Source organism: Thalassospira sp. SM2505 (assembly GCF_054901115.1).
Map to the genome: position 1 here is coordinate 890,897 of NZ_CM142731.1, position 23,341 is coordinate 914,237.

Genomic DNA, 23,341 nt, shown 5'->3' on the forward strand with positions numbered 1-23,341 from the left:
CACCCCGTTTTGCATTTCAGCCCGATTAAGCAGGATCGTTATTCCGCAGCGATTGGAACGTCTTGCTGCTGATTTTCCGGAAGCGACATGTCGTGGCACAGCTTGGCGCGCAGGTCATCAATGGCATTGATGCGTTTGATTTCGTCAAAGCAGGTCGCCCCTTGGGCATGGCTTTTGCGGATCAGCGCCATCCATTGCTTGATACGACCGGCCTGATGGTGTTCGGGCGCCCCGTCCAAATCCATCAGATCACAATAGGCCAGCAACATCGCCAACACATCCGCCCAGCTTTGCTTGGGGACATGTGCCCCGCCTTCAAAGGCCTTGATCCGGTTGGCAAGATCGGGGGCGGCAATGGCCCCGCGTCCGATCATGAAGCTGTCGCAGCCCGATATGTCGCGGCATTTTTCATAATCCGCAACGTCCCAGATTTCACCATTCCCGGTCATGCCAATGGAAATGGCTTCGCGAATACGCGCCAGATATTCCCAATGGGCGGGTGGTTTGTAACCTTCAAGCTTGGTCCGCGCATGCACCGTCAGGTGTTGTGCACCACCGGCCTCAACCGCGCGTGCGATATCAAGAAACAGTTCCTTGTCGCTAAAGCCCAACCGGACCTTTGCACTGACGGGAATGTCGGCGGGAACGGCACGACGAACGGCTGAGACAATGTGAAACAGATTGTCCGGACATTTCAAAAGCGATGCACCGGCTTCACGCTTGTTCACGGTTTTGGACGGACAGCCGAAATTGATGTCAATGCCCGGTGCGCCAAGTGTGGTCGCAAAGGCCGCATTTTCACCCATCAGCTCGGGATCATGCCCCATCAACTGAACCAGAACAGGCACACCAGACAGCGTTTTGCCGCCATTTAGCAATTCCGGGCAATAGCGATGAAACACATGGGCCGGAAACAGGTTTTGCGATACGCGGATAAATTCGGTCACGCACAGGTCGAACCCGCCGGTCGCGCTTAGCAATTGCCGCACGCGCCAGTCAACAAGTCCTTCCATTGGTGCAAGCACCAGATGCGTCATCGTCAGGATATCCTGTTTCATGAAATCGGATGGCGGCTTTTATCATATATGGGTCAAGCGTGCCGGTGAAAAATCACAGATCAGCATTGAAGCATGCGGGGGAGGATTGGCGAAATAAGGCGGAAAAAGCGCATTGCTGACACCTTTCCAGCGAATTTGCGCAGTAAATTTACAGCATCAAAAACAACAATGAAGCGCCCGGTGATCGCATCGGGCAGGAGTGAAAAGCATGCTGTATATTTTTGAAAGTGCCTTTGATGAAGTCGAAGCCGTTTCGCGTGAAGCCCGCGAGAAACTTTCCGGCCTTGAAGCGGTTTTGAAATCGACTGCAGAAAGTCTTCAGGTTCTCAAAGATCGTCTGGAACAGACCGCCTCCTGACCCGTTAAGGGGTTATTCCGTATCACGATATTTCATGGAAAATGATCACAAGCGCAGGCATCAGGCTTGCGCCGGATTGATCTATGTCTTTGAAATGAAATCCCGGTTGGCACATGCTTGGTGCTATAATCAAAGCGTGTCAGCCCGACAAGATGCAAGTCAGCTTTTCGGGATGTGCCGAGAAGCCAGCAGGAGGATTGACTATGCTCTATATCGTTGAAAAAGCATTGGACGAACTTGAAGCAATGCCGCGTGAAAAACGCGAGGGTCTTGCTCACCTTGATCGCGAAATCAATGACGCGGTCGAAAAGCTTAAAATCCTCAAGGACAAGCTCAAGGAAGAAGCAGATCAGAAATAGCGCTGAGCTGCTGTCAGATTTTCAAAGGCCGTACAGGAAGTGGTGCGGCCTTTTATTTTGTCTGTGCGGGATTGGTTTTAATCAGGCCCAGCAATTCCTCGACCGCGGCGGTCGGATTGGTGGTGCCGGCAAGGACGTCGGTTTCCAGCGCGGACAGGCGTGATGCAACGTCATCGCGGTGGGTAAAGGTTTCAAGCAACCGGTCGCGCAGCATGGTCCACATCCAGTCGCGCTGTTGACGGGCGCGCTTGGCAGCAAACTCGCCTTCCTTTTCCATCACCACGCGGTGCTGGTTGATCAGATCCCAGATATTATCAAGCCCGTCATTGATCAGGGCGGAAACCATCACTGATTGCGGACGCCAGTGTTTGCTGGTGGGCTGCAAAATTCGCAAAGCTGAGGAATACTCACGTTTCGCTTCGCGGGCCTTTGCCGGGTCTGCATCGGCCTTGTTAACCGCAATCAGATCGGCGATTTCAAGTACGCCTTTCTTGATGCCCTGCAGCTCATCCCCGGCACCGGGAAGCATCAGCACCAGAAAGAAATCGGTCATCTGCGCGACCATGGTTTCGCTTTGTCCGGCGCCCACGGTTTCGACCAGAACCACATCAAACCCGGCAGCCTCGCACAGAAGGATGGTTTCACGCGTCATGCGATTGACTCCGCCGAGATAGCCACTGCTGGGCGATGGGCGGATATAGGCATCGGGATCAATGGAAAGCTCGTTCATCCGGGTTTTGTCGCCCAGAATAGAGCCACCGGATCGTGCACTGGTCGGATCAACTGCCAGAACCGCGACCTTTTTGCCCGCACGGGTCAGGTTCTTGCCAAAGGCCTCGATAAAGGTCGACTTGCCCACACCAGGAACACCCGTGATGCCAATGCGATGGGCGCCGCCGGTATGGGGCATCAAGCGGGCAAGAACCGCTTGGGCCTGTTCGAAATGGCCTGGGTTGCGGCTTTCGACCAGTGTGATCGCCCGAGACAGGATGGTGCGATCACCGGCAAGGACACCATCCACCAGTTCATTGGTGGACAGAACGCGTCTGCGCACGGCCTTGCGCGGGCTGATATTGCCGCCCGTGCCTGCGGGTATGGTGCGCAGTGTTTCTTTCACCGATGCTTCCTTCATGAATGCCAAATCAATGCCATATACCCGTCAGGGTATGGGCAGATGCAGGAAGAAGCAACCAGATCAGGCTGCTTCCTCACCAGCTTGGTTCAGCTTTTCTAGCAGGTCGCCAGCCGCTTCGGCAATGACGGTTCCGGGCGGGAAGATCGCCTCGGCACCGGCTTCATAAAGCTTGTCGAAATCCTGTGGCGGGATCACGCCGCCAGCAACGATCATGATGTCGTCACGGCCCAGCTTGTCGAGTTCGGCGCGAAGCTGCGGGACAAGGGTCAGGTGACCTGCCGCCAAGGAGCTTGCGCCAACGATATGGACGTCGTTTTCAACGGCCTGTTTGGCGGCTTCTTCCGGGGTCTGAAACAGTGGGCCGATATCCACATCAAAGCCAAGATCGGCAAAGGCCGTGGCGATGACTTTCTGGCCGCGGTCATGCCCGTCCTGTCCCATCTTGGCGATCAGGATGCGCGGACGGCGACCTTCATTGGCTTCAAATTCATTGATCAGGCGATCAACCTTGGCCAGTGCTTCGTTATCAGCGCCGACTTCGGTTTTGTAAACGCCGGAGATCGAGCGAATAACCGCCTGATGACGGCCATAGACCTTTTCGAGCGCATCGGAAATCTCGCCCACAGTGCATTTTGCACGTGCGGCCTGAACGGCAAGTTCAAGCAGGTTGCCCGTGCCGCTATCTGCGGCATTGGTCAGTGCGGTCAGCGCATTTTCAACCACGCCATTGTCACGTTCAGCCCGCAGGCGTTCCAGTTTTGCGATTTGCTGGCGGCGGACTTCGGCGTTGTCGACCTGAAGCACGTCAACCGGGCGATCATCGGTCACACGGTATTTGTTCACACCAACCAGTGTCTGACGGCCGCTATCAATCCGGGCCTGTGTGCGGGCGGCGGCTTCTTCGATGCGCATTTTGGGAATGCCGGCTTCGATCGCCTTGGCCATGCCGCCCTGTTCCTCGACTTCGGCGATGTGGGCCCATGCCTTTTCCGCCAGATCGCGAGTCAGGCGTTCCACGTAATATGAACCACCCCACGGATCGATAACATTGGTGGTGCCGCTTTCCTGTTGCAGGAACAGCTGGGTGTTACGCGCAATCCGGGCCGAGAAATCAGTCGGCAATGCCAGTGCCTCGTCCAGCGCATTGGTATGCAGCGACTGTGTATGGCCCTGTGTGGATGCCATGGCTTCAACACAGGTACGGATGACGTTGTTAAACACATCCTGCGCGGTCAGGGACCAGCCAGAAGTCTGACTATGGGTACGCAACGAAAGCGACTTGGGGTTTTGCGGATCGAACTGTTTGATCAGCTTGGCCCAGATCATGCGGGCTGCGCGCATCTTGGCAATTTCCATGAAGAAATTCATGCCAATCGCCCAGAAGAATGACAGGCGCGGCGCGAATTTATCAATCGGAAGACCCGCCGCCTGACCCGCACGGGCATATTCGATGCCATCGGCCAGGGTATAGGCCAGTTCAAGATCAGCGGTCGCACCCGCTTCTTGCATGTGATAGCCGGAAATCGAGATCGAGTTGAATTTCGGCATGTTTTGCGAGGTAAAGGCAAAGATGTCCGAAATGATGCGCATCGATGGTTTCGGCGGATATATATAGGTGTTGCGCACCATGAACTCTTTGAGGATGTCGTTCTGGATGGTGCCAGAAAGCTGTTCGTGCTTCACACCCTGTTCTTCGGCGGCCGCAATATAAAGCGCCATGACCGGGAGAACCGCACCATTCATCGTCATGGAAACCGACATCTGATCAAGCGGGATGCCATCAAAAAGGGTGCGCATGTCATAGATGCTGTCAATCGCAACACCGGCCATGCCGACATCGCCGGTTACGCGGGGATGATCGCTGTCATAGCCGCGATGGGTGGCAAGGTCGAAGGCAATTGACAGGCCCTTTTGACCGGCGGCAAGGTTGCGGCGATAGAAGGCGTTGGATTCTTCGGCGGTCGAGAAACCGGCATACTGGCGGATGGTCCAGGGACGCTGCACATACATGGTGGGGTAGGGACCGCGCAAAAATGGCGGCATGCCCGGCATGGTGGCAAGATGGTCAATGCCATCAAGATCCTTGGGGCCGTAAACCGGTTTGACGTCAATGCCTTCTGGCGTGGTCCAGGGGGCGGACTGGAACGGGTCCTTGGCCCCGGCAGATGCGCCGTCAAAAAGCGGAAGGTCGGAGAAATCAGGAATGCGGGACATGGTTATTTCTCCCCCCGTTTGCCAAGAAGGTGATCAAGGGCCGTGCCACAGATCGCCAGAACGTCTGCGCCAACATAGATGAATTCATCAATTCCGGCGGCTTCGTAATCAGCGCGCGCCTCGCCCGGATGACCGGCAAGATAGACATATGTTGCACCGGCCGATTTCAGGGCCCTGGCAACGGTACCGGCGATTTCGCCATATTGCAGATCCGATCCGCAGATCACGGCGATTTTTGCGCCACTATCGGCAAATGCACTTGCGGCGGCATCGGCGTCTTCAAAGCCGTTATTGGTGATGGCTTCGATCCCGCCTGCTTCAAAGAAGTTACGGGCAAAGGTTGCGCGTGCGGTGTGCTGGGCAACCTTGCCCAGATTGGCAAGGAAGACTTGCGGGAAGCTGCCTGATTTTGCCTTGTGCGCATCAGCACGTTTGCGCAGCGCTTCAAAACTTTCCGACAGACGATGAGGTGTCAGTGCCGCAACGCGCGCCGCGGCGCTGGTACCATAAAGGTCGGTAAAGATATGGCCGATGGTCGCACCGGAACGGGCGGCCTCCATCATGGCGGCAAGGTTTTTGCCAACCGTGCCGTCATATTTGGTCTGACGTGCCTTGGCCTCTGCCCGGATGGTTTCAAGGTCGGGCAGATCACATTTGACCTTTGCTTCGGCGATGTTGGGGAATTCCGAAACGCCGGTCAGCGGATCGCGTCTTGTTGCCAGACGTTTTTCGCGCGTTTGCCAGATAGTCTCGATTTCAGATTTCAGCGAACCGTTGGCAAGGACCTTGATGATGCCACCGGCTGCTTCAAGCGACTGGAACTTGCCCCACGCCGTTTGTGCCAGTTCCTTGGTCAGATTTTCGATGAACCATGACCCGCCAGCCGGATCAATGACGCGGTGAACATTACTTTCTTCCTGCAAGATCAGTTGGGTATTGCGCGCGATACGCCGTGCAAAACCATCGGGCAAACCGATCATGTGGTCATAGGGCAGGCAGGTGACACTGTCCGCACCGCCAAGACCGGCAGCAAAGCTGGTGACGGTGGTGCGCAGCATATTGACCCAGGGATCCACCTTGCTAAGCGACATTTCGGCAGACACCGCGTTGATGGAAATCGTTGCGTCCTGTGCGCCGGATGCGGAAAGCACGCGGCTCCACATCATGCGAAGCGCACGCAGTTTGGCAATCCCGGCAAAGAAGTCGGTGCCGATTGCGACATTAAAGACCATGGCACCGGCGGCCTGATCAACGGCCATACCGGCATCGGTCAGGGCACGCAGATATGTCACACCCGAGGCAAGCAAACATGCCAGTTCCTGACCATCGGTGGCACCTGCATTGTAATAGGGGGCTCCATTGACAGAAATCGCGGTCGCCAGCGGGAAAAGATCAATCAGTTCGCAGGCAACAGACGCCGCATGATTGATGGCATCCTCTGCGTTGCAGGGCAGGGCGCCGGTCGCCGCAAGAGTGCCAATCGGATCAATGTTAAAGGCCGGGGCTGCTTCATCCGCGCCCTCGGCATCGGCGATGTGGGTGGCCAGAAGGGCCGCAGCGGGAACGCCAGCCGCACCCGCATCAAGACCGATGGTCGCAAGATTGGTGTAAACGTCATCAAGGGTCAGTTGAAGGTCCGCCAGACAATGAATGGCAACCCCGTCAACGCCGACTTCACCCGACGAAATTTCGCGCCCCTGACGGGCAGCGGCATCAAGTTTGAGTGTGATAGAGGTCGCGCCATTTTCAAGATCTTCGAGAATGGCGGCATTGGTCAGTTTGGGGTCGGGATGGGCATGCAGTTGGCGGATGTCCCAACCGGTCACCGTTTCGCGCGGCTCGACCGAGGCATTAAGAACTTCGTGGATCAGCCGGGTTGCATCATCCTGATCGTCATTGGTGTAGATCGGCTGTACGGCGAATCCGTCAAGCGTCTGGGTCACAAGCTTTTTCTCGAAGGGGGCACCTTTAAGGGCCTCTTCGGCAAGTTTGCGCCAGCTTGCGTAATCAGCAGATGGAAACTCGGATGCAAGTTTAAGCGGGTCGGACATGGTTTCTCCCGGCTTGGTTTCTTTCCGTCTGGTTGGCGTTATATGGGGATGACTGCCAGGTGACGGAACGTTCCCAAATATTATTTTACTACGGATTCCCAGTACCCGGTACACCCCGCCCGGCCCATTTCAAACCAGGGAAACATTATCGGTATTCTGACTCGTGCAAAGGGCTGACCGCCTTGTGCACTTACAGTTGCGGGGGCAGTTCCGGGTTTGGCAATAACGCATTAACGTCTGGCCGCACCGGATTCCCGACGATATTTCCCGGTCACATTCGCGACAGGCCGGTTTATAGCATCTGACATTAATTCCGTAAATAGGCATGGAAATACCTATTTCGACTTAGTTGCCAGATCAAAGGTGATGTTTCCGTAACGTCATGTGTCAGAATTCATTCGATTTTTCCGCAGTGCACACCCTTTGCGGTGTCCTGTGCTGCCGCGACAAGTCGTCTTATACTTTGGCGGCACGATGCCTGATCGCAAAGCTATGTGGCAAAAAATCGGCAGGTTTAACCAATTTGACATTTTCATCTGTCAGTTTGGGGCTGTCCCAAATCTCGGAGTATCGCCATCCATGAACGCGCTTAGCGCCATGCCGTCGCAAATTGGTCCTGATGGACTGGTTGCATTTGCTGACGACAGCCCCAGTGCCAAGGCCGCACTCGAAACAGTGTTGCGTCGGGCCGGATATGACGTGGCCGGTTTTGATTGTGCCGACGATCTGATCGATCAACTTGACGGGCTTTATCCCCGTGCCATCATTCTTGATATTGAAATGCCGGGCATGAGCGGCTTTGAGGCATTTTGCGAAATTCGTCGCCGTTACCCTGATGCGGTGAATGTGCCTGTATTCTTCTTTTCAGCCCATTATGACGCTGATACGCGCGCCCAGGCGGATGCATTGGGCGCGGCTGACTTCATCAGCAAGGATGCCAGCCCGACTGTAGTGCTTGAGCAGCTTAATCGGGTGCTGGGTCATTCCATGAGTGCTTGCTAGGCATCTGTCCGTTTAAACTGATCTGACTGCCACGCCCTGCCTTATGCAGGGCGTTGTTGTCTCCGGGGTTCCTGTTTGCGGGGTTCCTGCCCAAGTGCAATGATGCTGTCGGTATTGCCATGCACATGATAGAGCCGGTCGGTGGGCAGTGTTGTTGCCGGATCAATGGCGGGTTTATCGACCAGCCGTTCATAGACAGGTGCCATGGGGACCTTCATCGCATCAAACAGCTGATCGTAGCTTTCCAGAACGAAATAGGTTTTCTGGAAATCATCAATTGCATAGTCGGTCGCCATGACCCGTTCGAGATCAAAGGCCACGCGGTTGGGGGTCGGATCGGTGACGGAATAAATGGTCTCGGTCTGGGATGACAGCATCCCTGCGCCATAGGCCCGCAATCCATGATCGGTCATGATCAGGCCGAACTCGACCATGTACCAGTACATGCGCGCCAGGTTCTTAAGACCGCCCATGGCAATGGCCTCGGGGCCTTTTGCGCCATAAGCGGCCAGATAATCGGCAAAGACCGGATCATATAGCATCGGTACATGACCAAAGAAGTCATGGAAGATGTCCGGCTCCACCAGATAGTCCATTTCTTCGGGTTTGCGCAGCCAGACCGTGACCGGAAAACGCCGGTTTGCAAGATGGTCAAAGAATACATCATCGGGAACAAGGCCCGGAACGGCGACCAGATGCCAACCGGTTGCGGCATGAAGCTGTTCGCTTACGCGGTTGAAATGCGGAATCTGATCGGCGGCATCCAGACGTGCGAGATTGCTGATATAGTCTTCTGCCGCATAGCCGGGCAGGATGCGTAACTGACGGGCATAAAGACGACGCCAAAGATCGTGTTCGGCTTCGGTATATGTGCCCCAGTCCTGCTGTATGGTGTAGTCATTATTGATGTGGCTGTAATCGCCACGAAGATTTTTTCCCTGATCCATGGCCGTCCTCATTCGGGTTTTTGCGCCGTTTATGAGAATCATTTTACATCAATTTTAATGTCATTTTATGGCCAATAGGGTGTTGATATGCGCTATGATCGTCATATCATGACCTGATTGATATGATTTGAGGTTTAAAATGACCGATGTTGTTTTGAATGCGACCGACATTCGCATCCTGCAAGCCCTGCAAAAGGATGCCGGGATCAGCAATGTGCAACTGGCCGAATTGGTCGGTATGTCGCCATCTCCGTGTTTGCGCCGTGTCAAACAGCTTGAGGCATCCGGGATTATCAAGGGGCAGGTCGCCCTTGTCGATCGCAAGAAATTGGGATTCGGTGTGCTGGCAACCATTCAGGTCCGTTTGCAAAGCCACACCGAAGCCGGTGCCGAGGATTTTGCCCGTGCGATGAATGATCTGCCCGAAGTTCTGTCCTGCTGGGCGATGACCGGACGGCAGGATTTTCTTCTTGTGGCGGTGGCGCGCGATATTGAAAGTTTCGGTGATTTCGTAACTCACAAGTTACTTTCAATGCCAAATGTGCGCGATGTTCAATCCAGTCTGGTTTTAAAGGAATACAAGAATCTCACGGCCATTCCGATGCCCAAAGTGCCGTGATCCGTCTTATGGGCGCGGGTGCGTTTCCAGATGCCGGATTGGCGATGCTTGCTTTTGACCCCAAGTTTCAGGCATAGGAAGAACAGTCCCACATCTGCCGGAGCATCCCGATGACCCAGTCAATTGCTGCCAACCCGATCCTTGTCGAAGCCACCCGTGGCGAAATGGTCGAAAGTTTCCACCGCGGCCGTTATGTCGTGATGAAAGCGGACGGGACCGTGGTGGATCAGGGTGGGGATATTGATGCCCTGATGTATCCGCGATCTGCGATCAAACCGTTGCTGGCAATTCCGTTTGTTGAAAGCGGTGCGGTTGAGGCATTCGGGCTTGAAGACAAGCACGTTGCCTTGGCCTGCTCGTCCCATAACGGTGAAGAAGAACATGCGCAGACGGTCAAGGCCTGGCTTGAGAAATTGGGGCTTTCGGTCGATACGCTGGAAGGCGCACCGCATTATTCGCTAAGTGCAGCGGCCGGGATCAAACAGGCATCGGATCACGTCACCCTGACCAAGGCGCATAACAACTGTTCAGGTAAACATTCGGGTTTCCTGAGCACCATTGTGCAGATGGGTGAGGACCCCAAAGGCTATATCGAGGAAGCCCATCCGGCACAGCAGCGCCTGATCAGGGTGCTTGAGGAAATGGGGGATTGTGATCTGTCATCGACCCCGCGCGGTATTGATGGCTGTGGCATTCCGGTGATCGGGATGCGTTTGCGTGATCTTGGTCTTGCGATGGCGCGGATGGCTGATCCGGCCGGACTTGATGAAAAACGCATTGCTGCAATCAAACGCATCCGCAAGGGATGTGCAAATGCCCCCTTCATGGTGGCGGGGACCGGCCGGTTCTGTACCGGTATCATGGAAGAATGCGGTGAGGATGCGCTGGTCAAGGTTGGTGCCGAAGGCGTTTATTGTGCGGCCTTCCCCAAGCAGGGGCTGGGTGTTGCCCTTAAGATCGATGATGGTACCCAGCGCGGGGCCGAGGTTGCGATGGGGGCACTTTTGCGCAAACATGGCGTGATTGACGATGCCAAGGCAGAAATCCTTAAGAACTATCTGACACCTGTCCTGACCAACTGGGCAGGAAAATATGCCGGTGATTTGCGCCCGGCATTCTGATTTTCAGATCAAACAGGAAAATCAATGCACAGCATTGCGGCCTATATCTTTGCAGCCTTTGCGGAAATTGCCGGGTGCTTTGCCTTTTGGGCGTGGTTGCGATCCGGAAAGTCTGTCTGGTGGATTGTGCCCGGTATTGCGTCGCTTGTCGTCTTTGCCTGGCTTCTGACCCGGGTTGAGGCGGAGTTTGCCGGGCGGGCCTTTGCGGCCTATGGCGGCGTTTATATTACGGCGTCGGTCTTCTGGATGTGGGCGGTGGAACGGACCAGCCCGGACCGATGGGATGTGACGGGGCTTGTTGTCTGTTTGCTTGGTGCGGGAATTATCCTGTTTGCACCGCGCTAGGCGCCGGTTTCGGGGCTCGGCGCTATTCGGTCGCCGGTTTTCCACTGCGATCTTCGGCCGGAAGCAGGACATGGAATGTTGTTCCTTTGCCCATTTCGGTTTCAAACCAGATGCGACCACCGTGACGTACGGTGACGATGTCGTGCGTGATCGACAATCCCTGTCCCGTGCCTTTGCCAACTTCCTTGGTGGTAAAGAACGGATTGAATATTTTGGATCTGTTTTCCTTTGAAATGCCGGTGCCGTTATCAGAAATGCTGATCAGGATGCTGTCATCAAGCGAGGTCGTTTTGACCGTAATGATGCCTTCTGACGGCTTGCGCCCGGCTTCCTGAATGGCTTGAACCGCATTGACGATCAGATTGAGAAAGACCTGGTTGACCTCGTTGATATAGCACGGGATATGAGGAATTTCGGGATCAAACTTCTCGATGACGTCGGCGTAATGCTTCCATTCGTTGCGCGAAATTACGATGACATTTGAAAGAACGCGATTGATGTCGGTTGTGGTTTTTTCGGTTCCGCCGGGGTGCGAGAACTCCTTCATCGACAAGACAATGCGTGCGACCTGATTGATGCCATCAAGGGATTGCTGTGTGGCGTGGGGAATTTCTTCAAGCAGGAATTCCAGATCGGAATCACGCAATTGTCTGGCAAATTCCTCGAAGGTGTTGGCGGGCAGGCGGTCGCGGTTTTTCCACAATGTCTGCAAGGCCAGTCCCAGAACCCGCGACAAGGCACCGTAACTGTCATTAAGGAATTTCAGATTGTCGCGGATATACTGGCTTGGCGTATTGATTTCATGGGCGATGCCGCCTGCAAGATGGCCAATCGCCTCAAGCTTGAGAGCTTCACGCAGATCTTCTTCAAGCTTCTTTTGGGATTCTTCGGCCTGCTTGCGGCGGGTGATGTCGCGGAAGATATAGAGATAGCTCATTTCCGAGCTGAAATTGGCCGGGCTTACGATGATTTCCATCGGGAAGCTGTCGCCATCAAGGCGCTGGGCCATGGTTTCGGTATAGTCATATTTCAGAACGCCGGAACTGATATTGATGCAGCGGTTCAGCAACCTGTGGCGGACCGTCATTTTGCGATCAATAAAGATCACATCGACCGATGTGCCGTGAAGTTCGTTGCCTTGCGCGCGCAGAATTTCTTCTGCGGATTTATTGAAATCCTGAATGATGCCAGTGGCATCAACGATCAGAATCCCTTCGACCACCGTGTCGAGAATGGTTTTCAGGCGCTGGGTGATTTCCTTTTTGCGGCGGCGCTGTTCGTTGAACAGGGTCATATACCGCTTTTGTATTTCGGCAGGGGCCTGAATTTTCAGGGCTTCTTCAAGCAGGCCATCATTTGTGACCACCTCGTCGCCGCCGCTGAGAATTTTGGGTGGTTCGATATTGCCCTGATCATCGGTCATGGTGTTTCTCATCGCGCATGTGCTGCAGGATCATTCTTCGGTACCTGTACCGCCACCGCCACGACGAATGCGGATCGGTTCATGAAACTGATGGAGCTTCTGGAAAACGCGCAGGCGCTGGAGCTGAACCTCGGAAACATAGTTTCCGTGCGTCAGTAAAACGTGACCGTCGCGGGTTTCGATGTCCGTCATCAGAAAATCCCCCATCCGAAGATGTTTGAGATAGATGTCGTGCTCTGTTCCTTCGGGGAAGGTGGATTGGTCGTAGGATGGATCGATATCGGCCAATGCCAGTTCGATTTTATCGAGCAATGCCAGATCATAGCGCTTGGGCTTCTGGCGTAATTCTTCGAAATGCTGTTGAACGACCAGATCACTTTCAACAATTTTGCCAAGATCATTCAAGATACGCAGAATGCGGGACCCAAGCGGAATATCCTGTCCCTGTGGCCCATCTGCAGGGAAGCCCGAACCGTCATAGTCGCGATATTGCAGATAGACGATCTGTGCGACCTGTTCCAGACGGGGGATATGGGAAATCAGGTTGCGGGCAACTTCCGGGGTTCGGCGAACGACGTCGCGTTCAAGGGGTTGAAGTGCCTTGTCCTCGCCAAGGCGTGCGAGAATATCAGGCGGCAGCGAAACATAACCAATCGGGGCAAGCAGGGCGGCCAGCCCCAATTCCCACGGATGGGGATAACCGATCGGCCCGGCAATTCTGTCACACCATCTTTTGGCACGCATGGCCTTGCCAAAGATTGTAGGATTAAGCTGTGCCAGAACTTCGGTCAGGACCTTGACGCTGCCGGCAAGGGTTTGTTCGATCAGGGCCTTTTCAGCGGTGATCAACTGATATTGCCGTAACCCGGCGCTCACACCGGTAATCAGTTCGTCATCTTCACAGGGCTTGTTGAAGAAACGGAATATGCGGCCCTGATTGATGGCTTCAACAGCGGTTTTCTGATCGGCATTGCCAGTCAGCATCATACCGACGGTATCGGGGCTCAGTTTTGCGACCTCGGCCAATAATTGCACACCGTCCATTTCCGGCATGCGCATGTCGGCCACACAAACAGCATACCGGGCGCCGTCCTTGATCTTGGCGATGGCTTCAAGGGGGCCGATAGCCGTGTCAAAATTGAACTTGCCGCGTAACCTGCGCTTCAAACCCATCAGCAAGTTTTCATCATCATCGACGAAAAGGACAACGGGATCTTCCATGATGTCTGCCTCCCCTATTTCGCAAGTTCGCAGTACTTCTGCTCGACCTTTAGCGCGGTTTCGCGCCATGCGGGCAGGCGGTCGGTCTTACCCAGACGGTCAAGATATTCAAGGTCGATCCGGCTTTCGGGGGCCTTGCCGGTTCTGAGTTCGACGGCGACCTCGCGGGCAAGATGTTGCGCAACATAGATTGTCGTCAGCGCGTTCATTTCACGGTGCGGGGTGTCTTGCGGGCGATGGTGATAAGCCACGGTCTGAACCATTGCACTGGGGAACCCCCACAGGCCAAGAAGATAGGCTCCGATTTCAGGGTGTGCGGCACCAAACTGCTCATACTCAGCGACATAGATCGGGATATCTTCGGTTTCGACACGCTTGATGACTTCGGTCATTTCGCGCGCGCGAAACGCATAAAGGATCAGGCTGCCGGTATGGCTTAGCATGCCGATGGCGGCCATCACGCTGATGATTTCGCGATCAAGTTTTTCCTGTTCGGCGATCAATGTGGCCAGAACGCCAAGTTGCTGACTGCGCTGGCACAGTTGCATCATCCGCGTTGCATCGCTTTTGGGGCCGTCATAGCTGCGAAACAGGCCGGTAAAAAGTGCCAGGGCCTTGAGTGTGTCAATCCCGATCATGCGGATTGCCTGCGAAACCGACGTGATATTTTGACGAATGGCAAAATAGGCCGAATTGGTGAGTTTCAGGACCTCGGCTGTCAGTGCGATATCGGAGGAAACAATCGATGTCAGGGTGTCATTGCTGACAAGCGGGTCTTCAAGTGCGCGCACCAGATTGCTGTATGTCGTTGGCGGGGAAGCAAGTGTATCAATCCCCCCAACCAGCGCACGCAAATCCGGATTGGTCAGCAAATTGCGTAAATCCAGCGCATTGTCGATGGTTTCAAGCAGCAGACGGTCGTCGCACGGTTTCGCCAGATACTGGTGAGCAGGGCCGACTGTGCGCAGGATGGCTTCCTGTTCGCTAAAGCCGGAAAGAATGATCCGTGCTGTATGGGGATGCTTTTTCTGCATCACGGTCAGGAGTTCTGCACCGTCTGTTCCGGGCATACGCATATCCGAAATGACAACATCAGGTTCCATTTCATCGGCTTGTGCAATTGCACTTTCTGCGTTCTGGGCAAAGGTGAGCTTCCAGTCCGGCCGAATTGAATGAAGCCGACGGCGCAAGCCTTCCAGAATGTTTGTTTCATCATCAACAAAAAGGATGATGCTCATGATATGCCTCTTATGCGTGTTCCATGAATGATAGATGGGGTGAAATCTACCCAAATCATAGTCCGCATATGAGGAGGGTCTTCGGCATTTACATGGAATCCCCAGAAAACAGGACGCAACCGTAGGGTGAATTTATTTTCTAGTTGTTGGTCAGTTCACTATATTTCAGGGACACAATACGGGCGATATTTTTCCATTCTTCGAGACGGTCTGCCTTGCCGATAAGGGAAAGATAGTCCATGTCGATGAGGTTTTCGACAGCACGCCCCTTGTCCTGATCGGCGATCTCACGTGCCAGATGTTGCGCGACATAGATTGATGTCAGTGCATTCATCTCCTTGTGTGGGAGATCCATCGGTCGATGATGATAGGCAACAGCCTGAACGACCGGTGCAGGAAAACCCCAAAGACCAAGAAGGTAAGCCCCGATTTCGGCGTGTCCGGCACCGAATTGCTCAGTTTCGGCCTGATCAATGGAAATGCCTTCGGCCTCGACCCGTTTGGTGACGGCATCCATTTCATTTGCCCGGTTCGTATACAAGATCAGGGTGCCAATGTGGCTTAGCATCCCGATGCTTGGAACGGCATGGCAAATTTCGCGGGGAAGTTTTTCATATTCGGCAATCAGGGCGGCAGTGACGCCTATTTGCTGGCTGCGATGGCACAGGCGTTTCAGGTTGGCTGCCTGACCGGGCGGGCCATCAAAACCGCGATAGAGACCGACAAACAGTGCAAGCGCCTTGAGCGTTTCCATGCCCAGCATACGGACAGCGTGGGAAACAGAAGCAACATTCTGGGTCACGGCGAAGTAGGACGAATTGGTCAGCTTGAGAACTTCCGTCGTCAGTGCGATATCGGATTCAACGATCTTTGAAATGCTTTCAAGGGAATAATCCGGATTGGAAAATGCACTTTCGAGCCGGATATAGGTGTCGGGCGGTGATGCCAGACTTTTGGATTCCGCAACCAGTGTCCTGAGCTCCGGACTTTGAAGCATCAGGCGCAGACCAAGTGCGTTTTCAATGCTTTCAATCAGGCTTTCATTGTCACAGGGCTTGCTGAGGAACTGATGCGCCGGACCAATGGTTCGCAGGTAGGACGCGTTGTCGGCATGTCCCGTCAGAATGATCCGGACGGCATCAGGATGGGTATCCTGAAGCTTTTCCAGAAGCGTAATTCCGTCCATTTCCGGCATCTGTATGTCGGAAACGATAACGTCAAAATTCCGGTCTTTGGCAAGAGACAGGGCTTCTGCACCGCTTGCAGCGAAATGCAAATCCCAATCCGGTCGCGCACTGCGCAGCCGACGTCTGAGTGCGCTCAGGATGTTTGCGTCGTCATCGACAAAAAGGATCTGATGCATGCGGCCAATTCATATCATTTGCTGTCTTGCAGATGGGCGCTTTTGCCGCTCAGAACAAGATTACGGCTGCAATTCAAAGGAAGCAGAGAAGAAAATCCGTGTGCAAACGGTCTGTTTGCGGCAATACGGGATGATCCATGCAATGCCAAAGGGCAGAAAACAGGGATGTCTGGCAGGCTGATCTGACCACAGCAGATTTTTCGCATGCCGGTCTTTGGAGCTCTGATTTGAGTGAACCCGGTTCAAAGGGGCCAGCGGAAACCGTGTTGGACGAAGTTGATCTGACTGAGGCCAGAATTAAGCGCGCCCCGCCTAACGGTTCCTGATCAGATATCGAAACCTGCCAAAGGCTCCTGACCATCAGGGCAGGATACAAAATCCAATATCCTTCGCTAGAACGACTTTAAGTATTAGCGCCATGCGATTTGCGTTGCGTTGGGATCAGTTGTTGAAGTTTATTAGAAAGATACAAAGCAATGTGATCTCGCTAAGGGGGAATATCGGTCACATGACAGAACGTGCCGAGCTGATTAATGCGATCAAGTTGCATCAGCTTTATCTGAACCAAAAACCGGGCGGTCAGCGCATGCAAGTGCGTAACGGCAATTTGTCCCGCATCAAAATGAGCAAAATCAGTTTGCAGGAGGCCGTTCTTCCGGGGGCGAACTTCATCCAGGCGACCGCACATAATGTCTGTTTTGATTATTGTGATCTGTTTGGCTCCAACTTTGTCGAAGCCGATCTGGAAGGATCAAGTTTCCTGCGTGCCGATCTGCGCGGTGCAAACATGGCGCGGGCCAAACTGCGCAATGCCAATCTGACCGGCATTGATCTGCGGGCCGGCATTATGGTGGTCATTGAAGGTTCCCAGGAACGTCCGGTCAAACGGACGACCGATATGACCAACGCGGACCTTGAAGGCGCCATGATGTGGGGGGCCAATCTTTCAGGCACAAACATGTCGGGATCACGGCTTGCACATACTGATATGAGTGATGCCAACATGTTTGCGGTCAACCTTGAAGGGGCCGACCTGACGGGCTGTAACCTTAACGGGGCAAAGCTGCGTAATGCGAACCTCAAAGGGGCCAAGCTCAAAGGGTGCGAGCTTGTCGGTGCCGATCTGAGCGGTGCGAACCTGCGCAATGTGGATATGACCGGTGTTGACCTTAGCCAGGCCAATACATCCTATTCGATTGGTGGGGGTACTCCGACAGCGCCTTTGGCCGACGATATTCGTGATCTGGTAAATGGTCATAGTGAATGGCTTGCCACCGGTGGCAAAAGCGGTGAGCCCATGATCGCAATTGGCCGTGATCTGACCGGTCTGGATTTTTCAGGGCTGGATTTGTCGGGTGCGTGTTTTGACAAATGCATTCTGCGTGGCGCCCTGTTCGTTGATACGATCCTGGCGATGTGTTCGATGCGCGATGCAAACATGCAAAAGGTCCGCATGAATGGTGCGGCTCTGGATGGTGTTCGTATGACCAATTCCGACTGTACGGAAGCCGTATTTCAGGGCGTGAAATTTGGCGGTGTTGATCAGCGCGATAAAAAGGGGGCCAAGACCGGGACTGTTTGGCGCGCGGATTTGACCAACACGATCTTTGAGCAGGCGGATTTGCGGAACTCGGTCTTTGAGGAAGCCCAAATGAAGGGCGCGAACCTTACCAAGGCCAATGTCGCCGGTGTTGCCTTTGGTGATACCGATCTGAGCGAGGTTGAGCTTGAAGGTGCGAATGTGGGACTGGTTCTGAACGGAAACATTCCCCGCCGGAAGTGATTGTCGGGACAACCAGCAATGCCTCAAAACGCAAAACGCCGCCCGGATTTGGGGCGGCGTTCTGGTTTCTGTTCCGGACTTCCTTTGATCAGCTGCGGTAATCCGCGTTGATCGAAATATAGCCATGGGTCAAATCACAGGTCCATACAGTGGCCGCACCATCGCCAAAGCCAAGATCAGCTTCGATATCGATATACTGGCCTTTGATATGGGCTTCGACCGGGCCTTCGTCATAATCGGCAACGCGTTCACCATTTTTGGCAAGTGCAATGCCACCGATCGAAATGGTCAGCTTGTTCGGGTCGGCCGTTACGCCGCATTTGCCAACGGCCATAACGATACGACCCCAGTTGGCGTCTTCACCCGCGATGGCTGTTTTGACCAGCGGCGAGTTGGCAATCGCCTTGGCGGCAATCTTGGCTTCTTTTTCGTTTACGGCACCGGTGACATTGACGGTGATGAATTTGGTCGCGCCTTCACCATCCCGAACGATCTGATGGGCAAGGTCGCGCAACACACCTTCAAGCGCGTTCTTGAATTCGACAATTGCCGGATCATTTGCATCAGATACCGACCCGTTCCCCGCCTTGCCGGTTGCAGCAAGCAACAGGGTGTCCGAGGTCGAGGTGTCGCTATCAACCGTGATTGCGTTGAAGCTGCGATTATTGCAATCAGACAGCAGCTCCTGAAGAACGCCGTGCGGCAGGGCGGCATCGGTGAAAACAAAGCTCAGCATGGTCGCCATGTTCGGTTCAATCATGCCCGAACCCTTGGCAATACCGGCGATGGTGACTTTGGTGCCATTGATCATTGCGGTTGCAGACGCACCTTTGGGGAAGGTGTCAGTGGTCATGATCGCCTTGGCCGCATCAAGCCAGCTTGCATCATTTGCCAGAAGATCATCCATCGCATCGGTAATGCGGGTGGCTGTCGTCGGTTCACCAATCACACCGGTCGATGCGGTAAAGATTTCGTTCTTTGCACAATCAAGCGCCCTGGATGCACATTCAACCTTGTCAGCGACGAACTTTTCGCCTGCCTTGCCAGTAAAGGCGACCGAGTTGCCCGCATTGACAAAGAATGCACGCGCGGTTCCGCCCTTAAGTGCTTCACGTCCCCATCGCACAGCCGCAGATGCGGTGGTCGATGTGGTGAAAACACCTGCAACCTGGGTGCCGGTTTCAAGTTCTGCGAACAGAACATCCGGGCGGCCCTTGTAACGAATGCCAAGTGTTGCAGTGTGCAATTTGACACCGGCAATGGCGGGAAGTTCGTGGAATGCTGCGGGGGCAAGCGGTGAAAGCGAAGTCGCAACCATCAGTGCAAGTTCCTTAAATGGACGAGTTTGTTTCATCCTGCCGCAATGGTGACGAAAAGCAAGCAGCAGAATGCATTAATGCCGATCAGTATCGGTAACGCAAACGGGGTGAAGCCATTGGCCACACCCCGTTTGGTTCATGTGAATTGCAGATCAGTCGATGTCAAACCGAACTGATCAGTTCTTCTTTTCTTCAGCCGGAGCATTCTTTGCAGCTTCTTCTGCTGCTTTGGCCGCTTCGATTTCGACATTGTTGACGATGTCGGCATCTTCACGAAGGCCGTCAACGATCTTGTTGATGGCATCACGGGTAACTTCGGCGGTCAGCTGCGGACGTACTTCGTCAAGCGTCGGCTGGGTGCCTTCTTTTTTCTCTTCAACCTTGATCACATGCCAGCCGAACTGGGTCTGAACCGGTTCCTTGGAATAGGTGCCTGCTTCCATCGAGAATGCAGCATCGGCAAACGGTTCAACCATGTCAGCGCGGTTGAAGAAACCAAGGTCGCCACCGTTCGGGCCGGACGGGCCTGTCGATTTTTCCTTGGCGAGTTCGGCGAAGTCTGCACCATCGTCAAGTTCAGCGATGATTGCTTTGGCGTCTTCTTCGTTCTCAAGCAGGATGTGGCGCGCATGAACCTGCGGTTCCGGCGTGTTGCTTGCGGTGAATTCGTCATACTTTGCTTTGATGGCGTCTTCGGTGACGGCATCATCAAGTGCGCGATCAAGATAGGTTTCTGCAATCACACGGCGCTCAAGTGCTTCGACGCGTTCCTTGACTTCTGCGTCATCGGCAAGACCGGCATCACTGCCTGCAATCATCAGCAGGCGCTGGTTGATTTCGCGGGTTAACAGATCAGCTTTGAGCATCTCGAAAGGAAGCTGGCGATACTGTTGCGGCAGGCCCTGTTGGGTCGCGCGGACTTCAGATTCCAGGATTTCTTCGCCATTAACTGTCGCCAGAACCGGATCTTCTTTCGGTGCAGCGTCCTGTGCCATGACAGGGGAAGCAAAAATGACGGATGCCAGCGACGCGGCAAGAAGGGTATTGCGCAGCATAGTTTCTCCAGACTTTGATTTCGCGGGCTTCTCGCCCAGTGCCTCTCTCCACGGGTAAATCACATAAGTGGGTGATACACAAGGCTTCGCCGTGGAAGTCGGGCTTTTTCGCAAAGCATTCTGTCTAAAATGTGAAAGCCTAACATTCAAATGCAGAAATATAGCAAGCCGTCGCGAACAGCCTGCTTTGCGGCATTCTTCCCGGCCCGGATCTCGCCGTTGCGGTGCTGTAACCGATTTATGAAGTTTGATCGGAATGGTTCAGATTTTTACGTCAAAGAAGACTTCGCCAACCTGCCCGACTGATCCGTCATCACGTTCAAACTGCGAGCCTGCGACCAGATCGCCGCCAATCAGGCGCTGATCAAGCGGCGTGATCATGGAAAGCGATATGGACCTGATTCCCGCATCGGACAGTTTTTGCTGACTTCCATCAGCACGGAGCAGAACAAGCGACGAAAATACGCTGTCCTGCTGATCGATCAGACCATCAAGATTGTCATCGTATTTCGCAAGCTCGGCAAATCCGTCCTTGGCACCATTCTGGTCACCAAACAGTTCACGGCCATCATTGATTTTGCCATCACCATTGCGATCAAGGGCAAGAAGCGCATCAGCACCGCGTATCCATGCGGTTTGTTCAGCCGTGCCGTCTCCATCAATGTCAAATTGCTGTCCGTCCTGAAGGCTTGTGATGTCGATGCCGTTGCCATCGAGATCAAGGATCAGCGGGTCCTTTTGAAATGCCTGGGCAATTTCAATACGGACCATTTCGATATGAGCTTCGAATTCCGAGATCGAGATACTGGCCTGACCGGCAACCTTGGAAAATTTTGCTTCGAAGGCGCTGATATCTATTTCGATACTGCGAGATGACACAGATAACGCGCCAAAATTGATCTGTGCAGCACCCTTGGTGATATTCAGAGCCAGTTCCTGGACCGAACCGCGTGATCCATTGCCGCTTATAACGGCCATGTCCTCTGGCGCGCCGCCAGTCATGGCATTCGCCATTGCACGGGCCTTGGCGGGTGGAGCTCCCATCATGGCAAGCACAATAAAGGCTTCGCGGTTCATTCGCGTTTGGGCCTCGTCCATTGCCGGTTTGATGGCATTGACGATATCAAGGGCGCTGGTCTGGATCTCGAACACCGGTCGCTGGAATGCGCCAAGGGCTTGTTCAAGGCGACGGTTGGCCTCGATGCTAAGGTCAATCTGATCGACAATGGAGCGCTGGCTGGAAAGGTTGGTGTTATCTGTCGCTCGATTGTCAGCCGACATTGCGTCTGACACGGCACTTTGGGCCGCGGCCTGAGACGTGGCTATTGTTGCTGCATTTTGATGTGCAGTCGGATTTGTAAGGGGTGCGTGGTCAAACATTCAGCGCCTCCTTCCTGAAGGGCTGCGGGATGCCAGATCCTGACATCCCGTTGCTATTAAATCAGAACATCCTGTTCCTGTGACGGATCAACCACCGGCACGGTTTCACCTGTCGGGAAAGTGAAGGTCGCGTTATTGCCACCCTGACCAAACAGGCCCATCGGCATGATCATGTCGACGGTCAGCTTCAGCTGATTGTTGCTAGCGCCCTCATCCGGGGTGGCCTGACTGATGCTGCGAACGATCAGGGTTGCCTGTTCCATAAACTGTTCGGTGATCTGGGCATTAAGTGCTGCCATCCGTTCGGCGGCAATCGACTGACCTGTCGACGGATTGGCTGACGGGGTCGTGCCGTCGTTTTCCTGATCATTCGCGCCAGTGGTTGCGTTCATCAATTCGCGAATGAACTCGGCGACTCCGTTGTCGTTGATATCAAACAGAAGGCCGCCATTCTCGGCATTGGCCGGGTTGCCAAGCATATCGACAAGCGATCCGCCACCCAGTCCATCCATGACCGCACCCAGTGCGCCAAGGGCGGCACCCATGCTGTTGCCAATTGCGACGGCTTCGGTGCGAACCACTTCGATCTTGGCGGCCTGATAATTGAACGAGAATTCGCCGGTTTCATTATCAATGCTGATATCAAGTGACTGAACCGCCATCATGGCCGATTCAGAAACGCCCACTGCCGCACCATTTGCACCGGCATAGGAGATGGCGGTTTTGCTATGGCTTGCAATGGCCTGGTCAAAGGAAAACTCGAACTGGTCCTGACCCTTGGCGGCGTTCCGAATGCCATCAAACATGGCATCAGTCGCAGCAATTGCGTCTTCTTCGCTCATGCCGGAAAGGGCAAACATTTCCTGCACGCTGCCGCGGATCATTTCAAGCGACACATCAAGAGCACGTTCAAACAGCTCTTCGGTTGTCAGTGCTTTACCCGAAAGCGCCTTGCCGCTGGCAGGTGTCAGTTGCTGGCTGTTGTTATGTGCGGCCAGTGCATCGTCGGAAAGGGCGACCGGATCAATGCGCGTACGCGCATCACCATTGGTCGGCGCTGAATCCTGACCGGTTGCCGGGGCGGCTTTGCCATGAGCCTGACGCGCGTCGCCAAGGGCCGATTGGCCCTGTCGAAACGGATTAAGCGCGGAGAAATCTACCATTTCCTCCTCCTGAGGATGTCTTTGGCAGGGTGATCAGGTCACTCCTGATTGCCAAAACTGAGCTACATGCTCTTTGAAGTTTAAAATCACAGCGAAAATAGTACGTTTTTTTTGTGCGTTTCTCAAGCCAGAAGGTGCAGGGAGCGCGGTATTCGCAAGGGGCAGGTTACATCATCGGGCGAATTCA

Annotated in this window: 20 protein-coding genes and 1 riboswitch; of the genes, 7 read left to right on the plus strand and 13 right to left on the minus strand. The window is 54.2% G+C overall.

From position 1 onward, the window contains the following. Positions 1-38 precede the first annotated feature (38 nt). Positions 39-1,037: a tRNA dihydrouridine synthase gene (locus tag ACTU44_RS03995; protein WP_462096740.1), complete on the minus strand. Its 999-nt coding sequence runs from the start codon at positions 1,035-1,037 to the stop codon at positions 39-41. Positions 1,038-1,266: 229 nt separating this feature from the next. Between ACTU44_RS03995 and ACTU44_RS04000 the strand changes: the two genes are divergently transcribed. Both ACTU44_RS04000 and ACTU44_RS04005 read left to right on the plus strand, forming a co-directional pair. After that, positions 1,267-1,416, plus strand: a complete 150-nt coding sequence (locus ACTU44_RS04000) for a hypothetical protein (protein WP_181850145.1) — start codon at positions 1,267-1,269, stop codon at positions 1,414-1,416. A gap of 203 nt (positions 1,417-1,619) precedes the next feature. Next, positions 1,620-1,775 (plus strand): hypothetical protein, encoded by a 156-nt coding sequence (locus ACTU44_RS04005; RefSeq protein WP_181850146.1) that lies wholly within the window; start codon positions 1,620-1,622, stop codon positions 1,773-1,775. A gap of 52 nt (positions 1,776-1,827) precedes the next feature. On the opposite strand, the gene meaB is transcribed toward ACTU44_RS04005, so the two are convergent. The 3 genes from meaB to ACTU44_RS04020 form a co-directional block, all read right to left on the minus strand. Next, complete coding sequence (meaB, locus tag ACTU44_RS04010) at positions 1,828-2,892, minus strand: methylmalonyl Co-A mutase-associated GTPase MeaB (protein ID WP_336080037.1); 1,065 nt, start codon at positions 2,890-2,892, stop codon at positions 1,828-1,830. A gap of 78 nt (positions 2,893-2,970) precedes the next feature. Continuing rightward, a complete protein-coding gene (gene scpA, locus ACTU44_RS04015; protein ID WP_462096741.1) occupies positions 2,971-5,124 on the minus strand; it encodes a methylmalonyl-CoA mutase in 2,154 nt (717 codons plus the stop codon). Positions 5,125-5,126: 2 nt separating this feature from the next. Then, on the minus strand, positions 5,127-7,175 hold the full coding sequence (locus tag ACTU44_RS04020; protein WP_462096742.1) for a methylmalonyl-CoA mutase family protein: 2,049 nt from the start codon (positions 7,173-7,175) through the stop codon (positions 5,127-5,129). Positions 7,176-7,324: 149 nt separating this feature from the next. Then, positions 7,325-7,432: riboswitch (cobalamin riboswitch) on the minus strand. A 322-nt stretch (positions 7,433-7,754) separates the two neighbouring features. On the opposite strand from ACTU44_RS04020, the gene ACTU44_RS04025 reads away from it, so the two are divergent. Next, a complete protein-coding gene (locus ACTU44_RS04025) occupies positions 7,755-8,177 on the plus strand; it encodes a response regulator (protein WP_114096718.1) in 423 nt (140 codons plus the stop codon). Between the two features lie 41 nt (positions 8,178-8,218). Here the strand turns inward: ACTU44_RS04025 and phhA are convergent, their stop codons facing one another. Continuing rightward, positions 8,219-9,124, minus strand: coding sequence for a phenylalanine 4-monooxygenase (phhA, locus tag ACTU44_RS04030; RefSeq protein ID WP_462096743.1), 906 nt, complete (start codon positions 9,122-9,124; stop codon positions 8,219-8,221). A gap of 139 nt (positions 9,125-9,263) precedes the next feature. Here phhA and ACTU44_RS04035 point away from each other — a divergent pair, with 139 nt between their 5' ends. The 3 genes from ACTU44_RS04035 (at position 9,264) to ACTU44_RS04045 (ending at position 11,209) form a co-directional block, all read left to right on the plus strand. Then, entirely contained in the window at positions 9,264-9,743 is a 480-nt protein-coding gene (locus ACTU44_RS04035; protein ID WP_462096744.1) for an Lrp/AsnC family transcriptional regulator, read from the plus strand. Positions 9,744-9,853: 110 nt separating this feature from the next. After that, complete coding sequence (locus tag ACTU44_RS04040; RefSeq protein WP_462096745.1) at positions 9,854-10,864, plus strand: asparaginase; 1,011 nt, start codon at positions 9,854-9,856, stop codon at positions 10,862-10,864. A gap of 24 nt (positions 10,865-10,888) precedes the next feature. Beyond that, positions 10,889-11,209 carry a YnfA family protein gene (locus ACTU44_RS04045; protein WP_114096722.1) on the plus strand — a complete coding sequence of 107 codons (321 nt, stop codon included), beginning with the start codon at positions 10,889-10,891 and terminating at the stop codon, positions 11,207-11,209. Between the two features lie 22 nt (positions 11,210-11,231). Here the strand turns inward: ACTU44_RS04045 and ACTU44_RS04050 are convergent, their stop codons facing one another. The 4 genes from ACTU44_RS04050 to ACTU44_RS04065 all read right to left on the minus strand — a co-directional run bounded on the left by ACTU44_RS04050 (position 11,232) and on the right by ACTU44_RS04065 (position 16,454). After that, positions 11,232-12,632, minus strand: coding sequence for a two-component system sensor histidine kinase NtrB (locus ACTU44_RS04050; protein ID WP_462096746.1), 1,401 nt, complete (start codon positions 12,630-12,632; stop codon positions 11,232-11,234). Between the two features lie 30 nt (positions 12,633-12,662). After that, a complete protein-coding gene (locus ACTU44_RS04055; protein ID WP_462096747.1) occupies positions 12,663-13,853 on the minus strand; it encodes an HD domain-containing phosphohydrolase in 1,191 nt (396 codons plus the stop codon). A gap of 14 nt (positions 13,854-13,867) precedes the next feature. Continuing rightward, positions 13,868-15,091, minus strand: coding sequence for a response regulator (locus ACTU44_RS04060; RefSeq protein WP_114096724.1), 1,224 nt, complete (start codon positions 15,089-15,091; stop codon positions 13,868-13,870). 139 nt (positions 15,092-15,230) lie between these two features. Then, positions 15,231-16,454, minus strand: a complete 1,224-nt coding sequence (locus tag ACTU44_RS04065; RefSeq protein ID WP_462096748.1) for an HDOD domain-containing protein — start codon at positions 16,452-16,454, stop codon at positions 15,231-15,233. Between the two features lie 508 nt (positions 16,455-16,962). Between ACTU44_RS04065 and ACTU44_RS04070 the strand changes: the two genes are divergently transcribed. After that, positions 16,963-18,237: a pentapeptide repeat-containing protein gene (locus ACTU44_RS04070; protein WP_114096727.1), complete on the plus strand. Its 1,275-nt coding sequence runs from the start codon at positions 16,963-16,965 to the stop codon at positions 18,235-18,237. An 88-nt stretch (positions 18,238-18,325) separates the two neighbouring features. Here ACTU44_RS04070 and argJ read toward each other — a convergent pair whose 3' ends face one another. The 4 genes from argJ to ACTU44_RS04090 all read right to left on the minus strand — a co-directional run bounded on the left by argJ (position 18,326) and on the right by ACTU44_RS04090 (position 23,154). Next, complete coding sequence (gene argJ / locus ACTU44_RS04075) at positions 18,326-19,555, minus strand: bifunctional glutamate N-acetyltransferase/amino-acid acetyltransferase ArgJ (protein ID WP_462096749.1); 1,230 nt, start codon at positions 19,553-19,555, stop codon at positions 18,326-18,328. A gap of 177 nt (positions 19,556-19,732) precedes the next feature. Continuing rightward, positions 19,733-20,611 (minus strand): peptidylprolyl isomerase, encoded by an 879-nt coding sequence (locus ACTU44_RS04080; protein ID WP_336080045.1) that lies wholly within the window; start codon positions 20,609-20,611, stop codon positions 19,733-19,735. A 261-nt stretch (positions 20,612-20,872) separates the two neighbouring features. Beyond that, positions 20,873-21,991 carry a hypothetical protein gene (locus ACTU44_RS04085; protein ID WP_462096750.1) on the minus strand — a complete coding sequence of 373 codons (1,119 nt, stop codon included), beginning with the start codon at positions 21,989-21,991 and terminating at the stop codon, positions 20,873-20,875. A 56-nt stretch (positions 21,992-22,047) separates the two neighbouring features. Further along, the gene (locus ACTU44_RS04090) at positions 22,048-23,154 is read right to left on the minus strand and encodes a hypothetical protein (RefSeq protein ID WP_462096751.1); all 1,107 of its coding nucleotides are present in this window, start codon (positions 23,152-23,154) and stop codon (positions 22,048-22,050) included. Positions 23,155-23,341 lie beyond the last annotated feature (187 nt).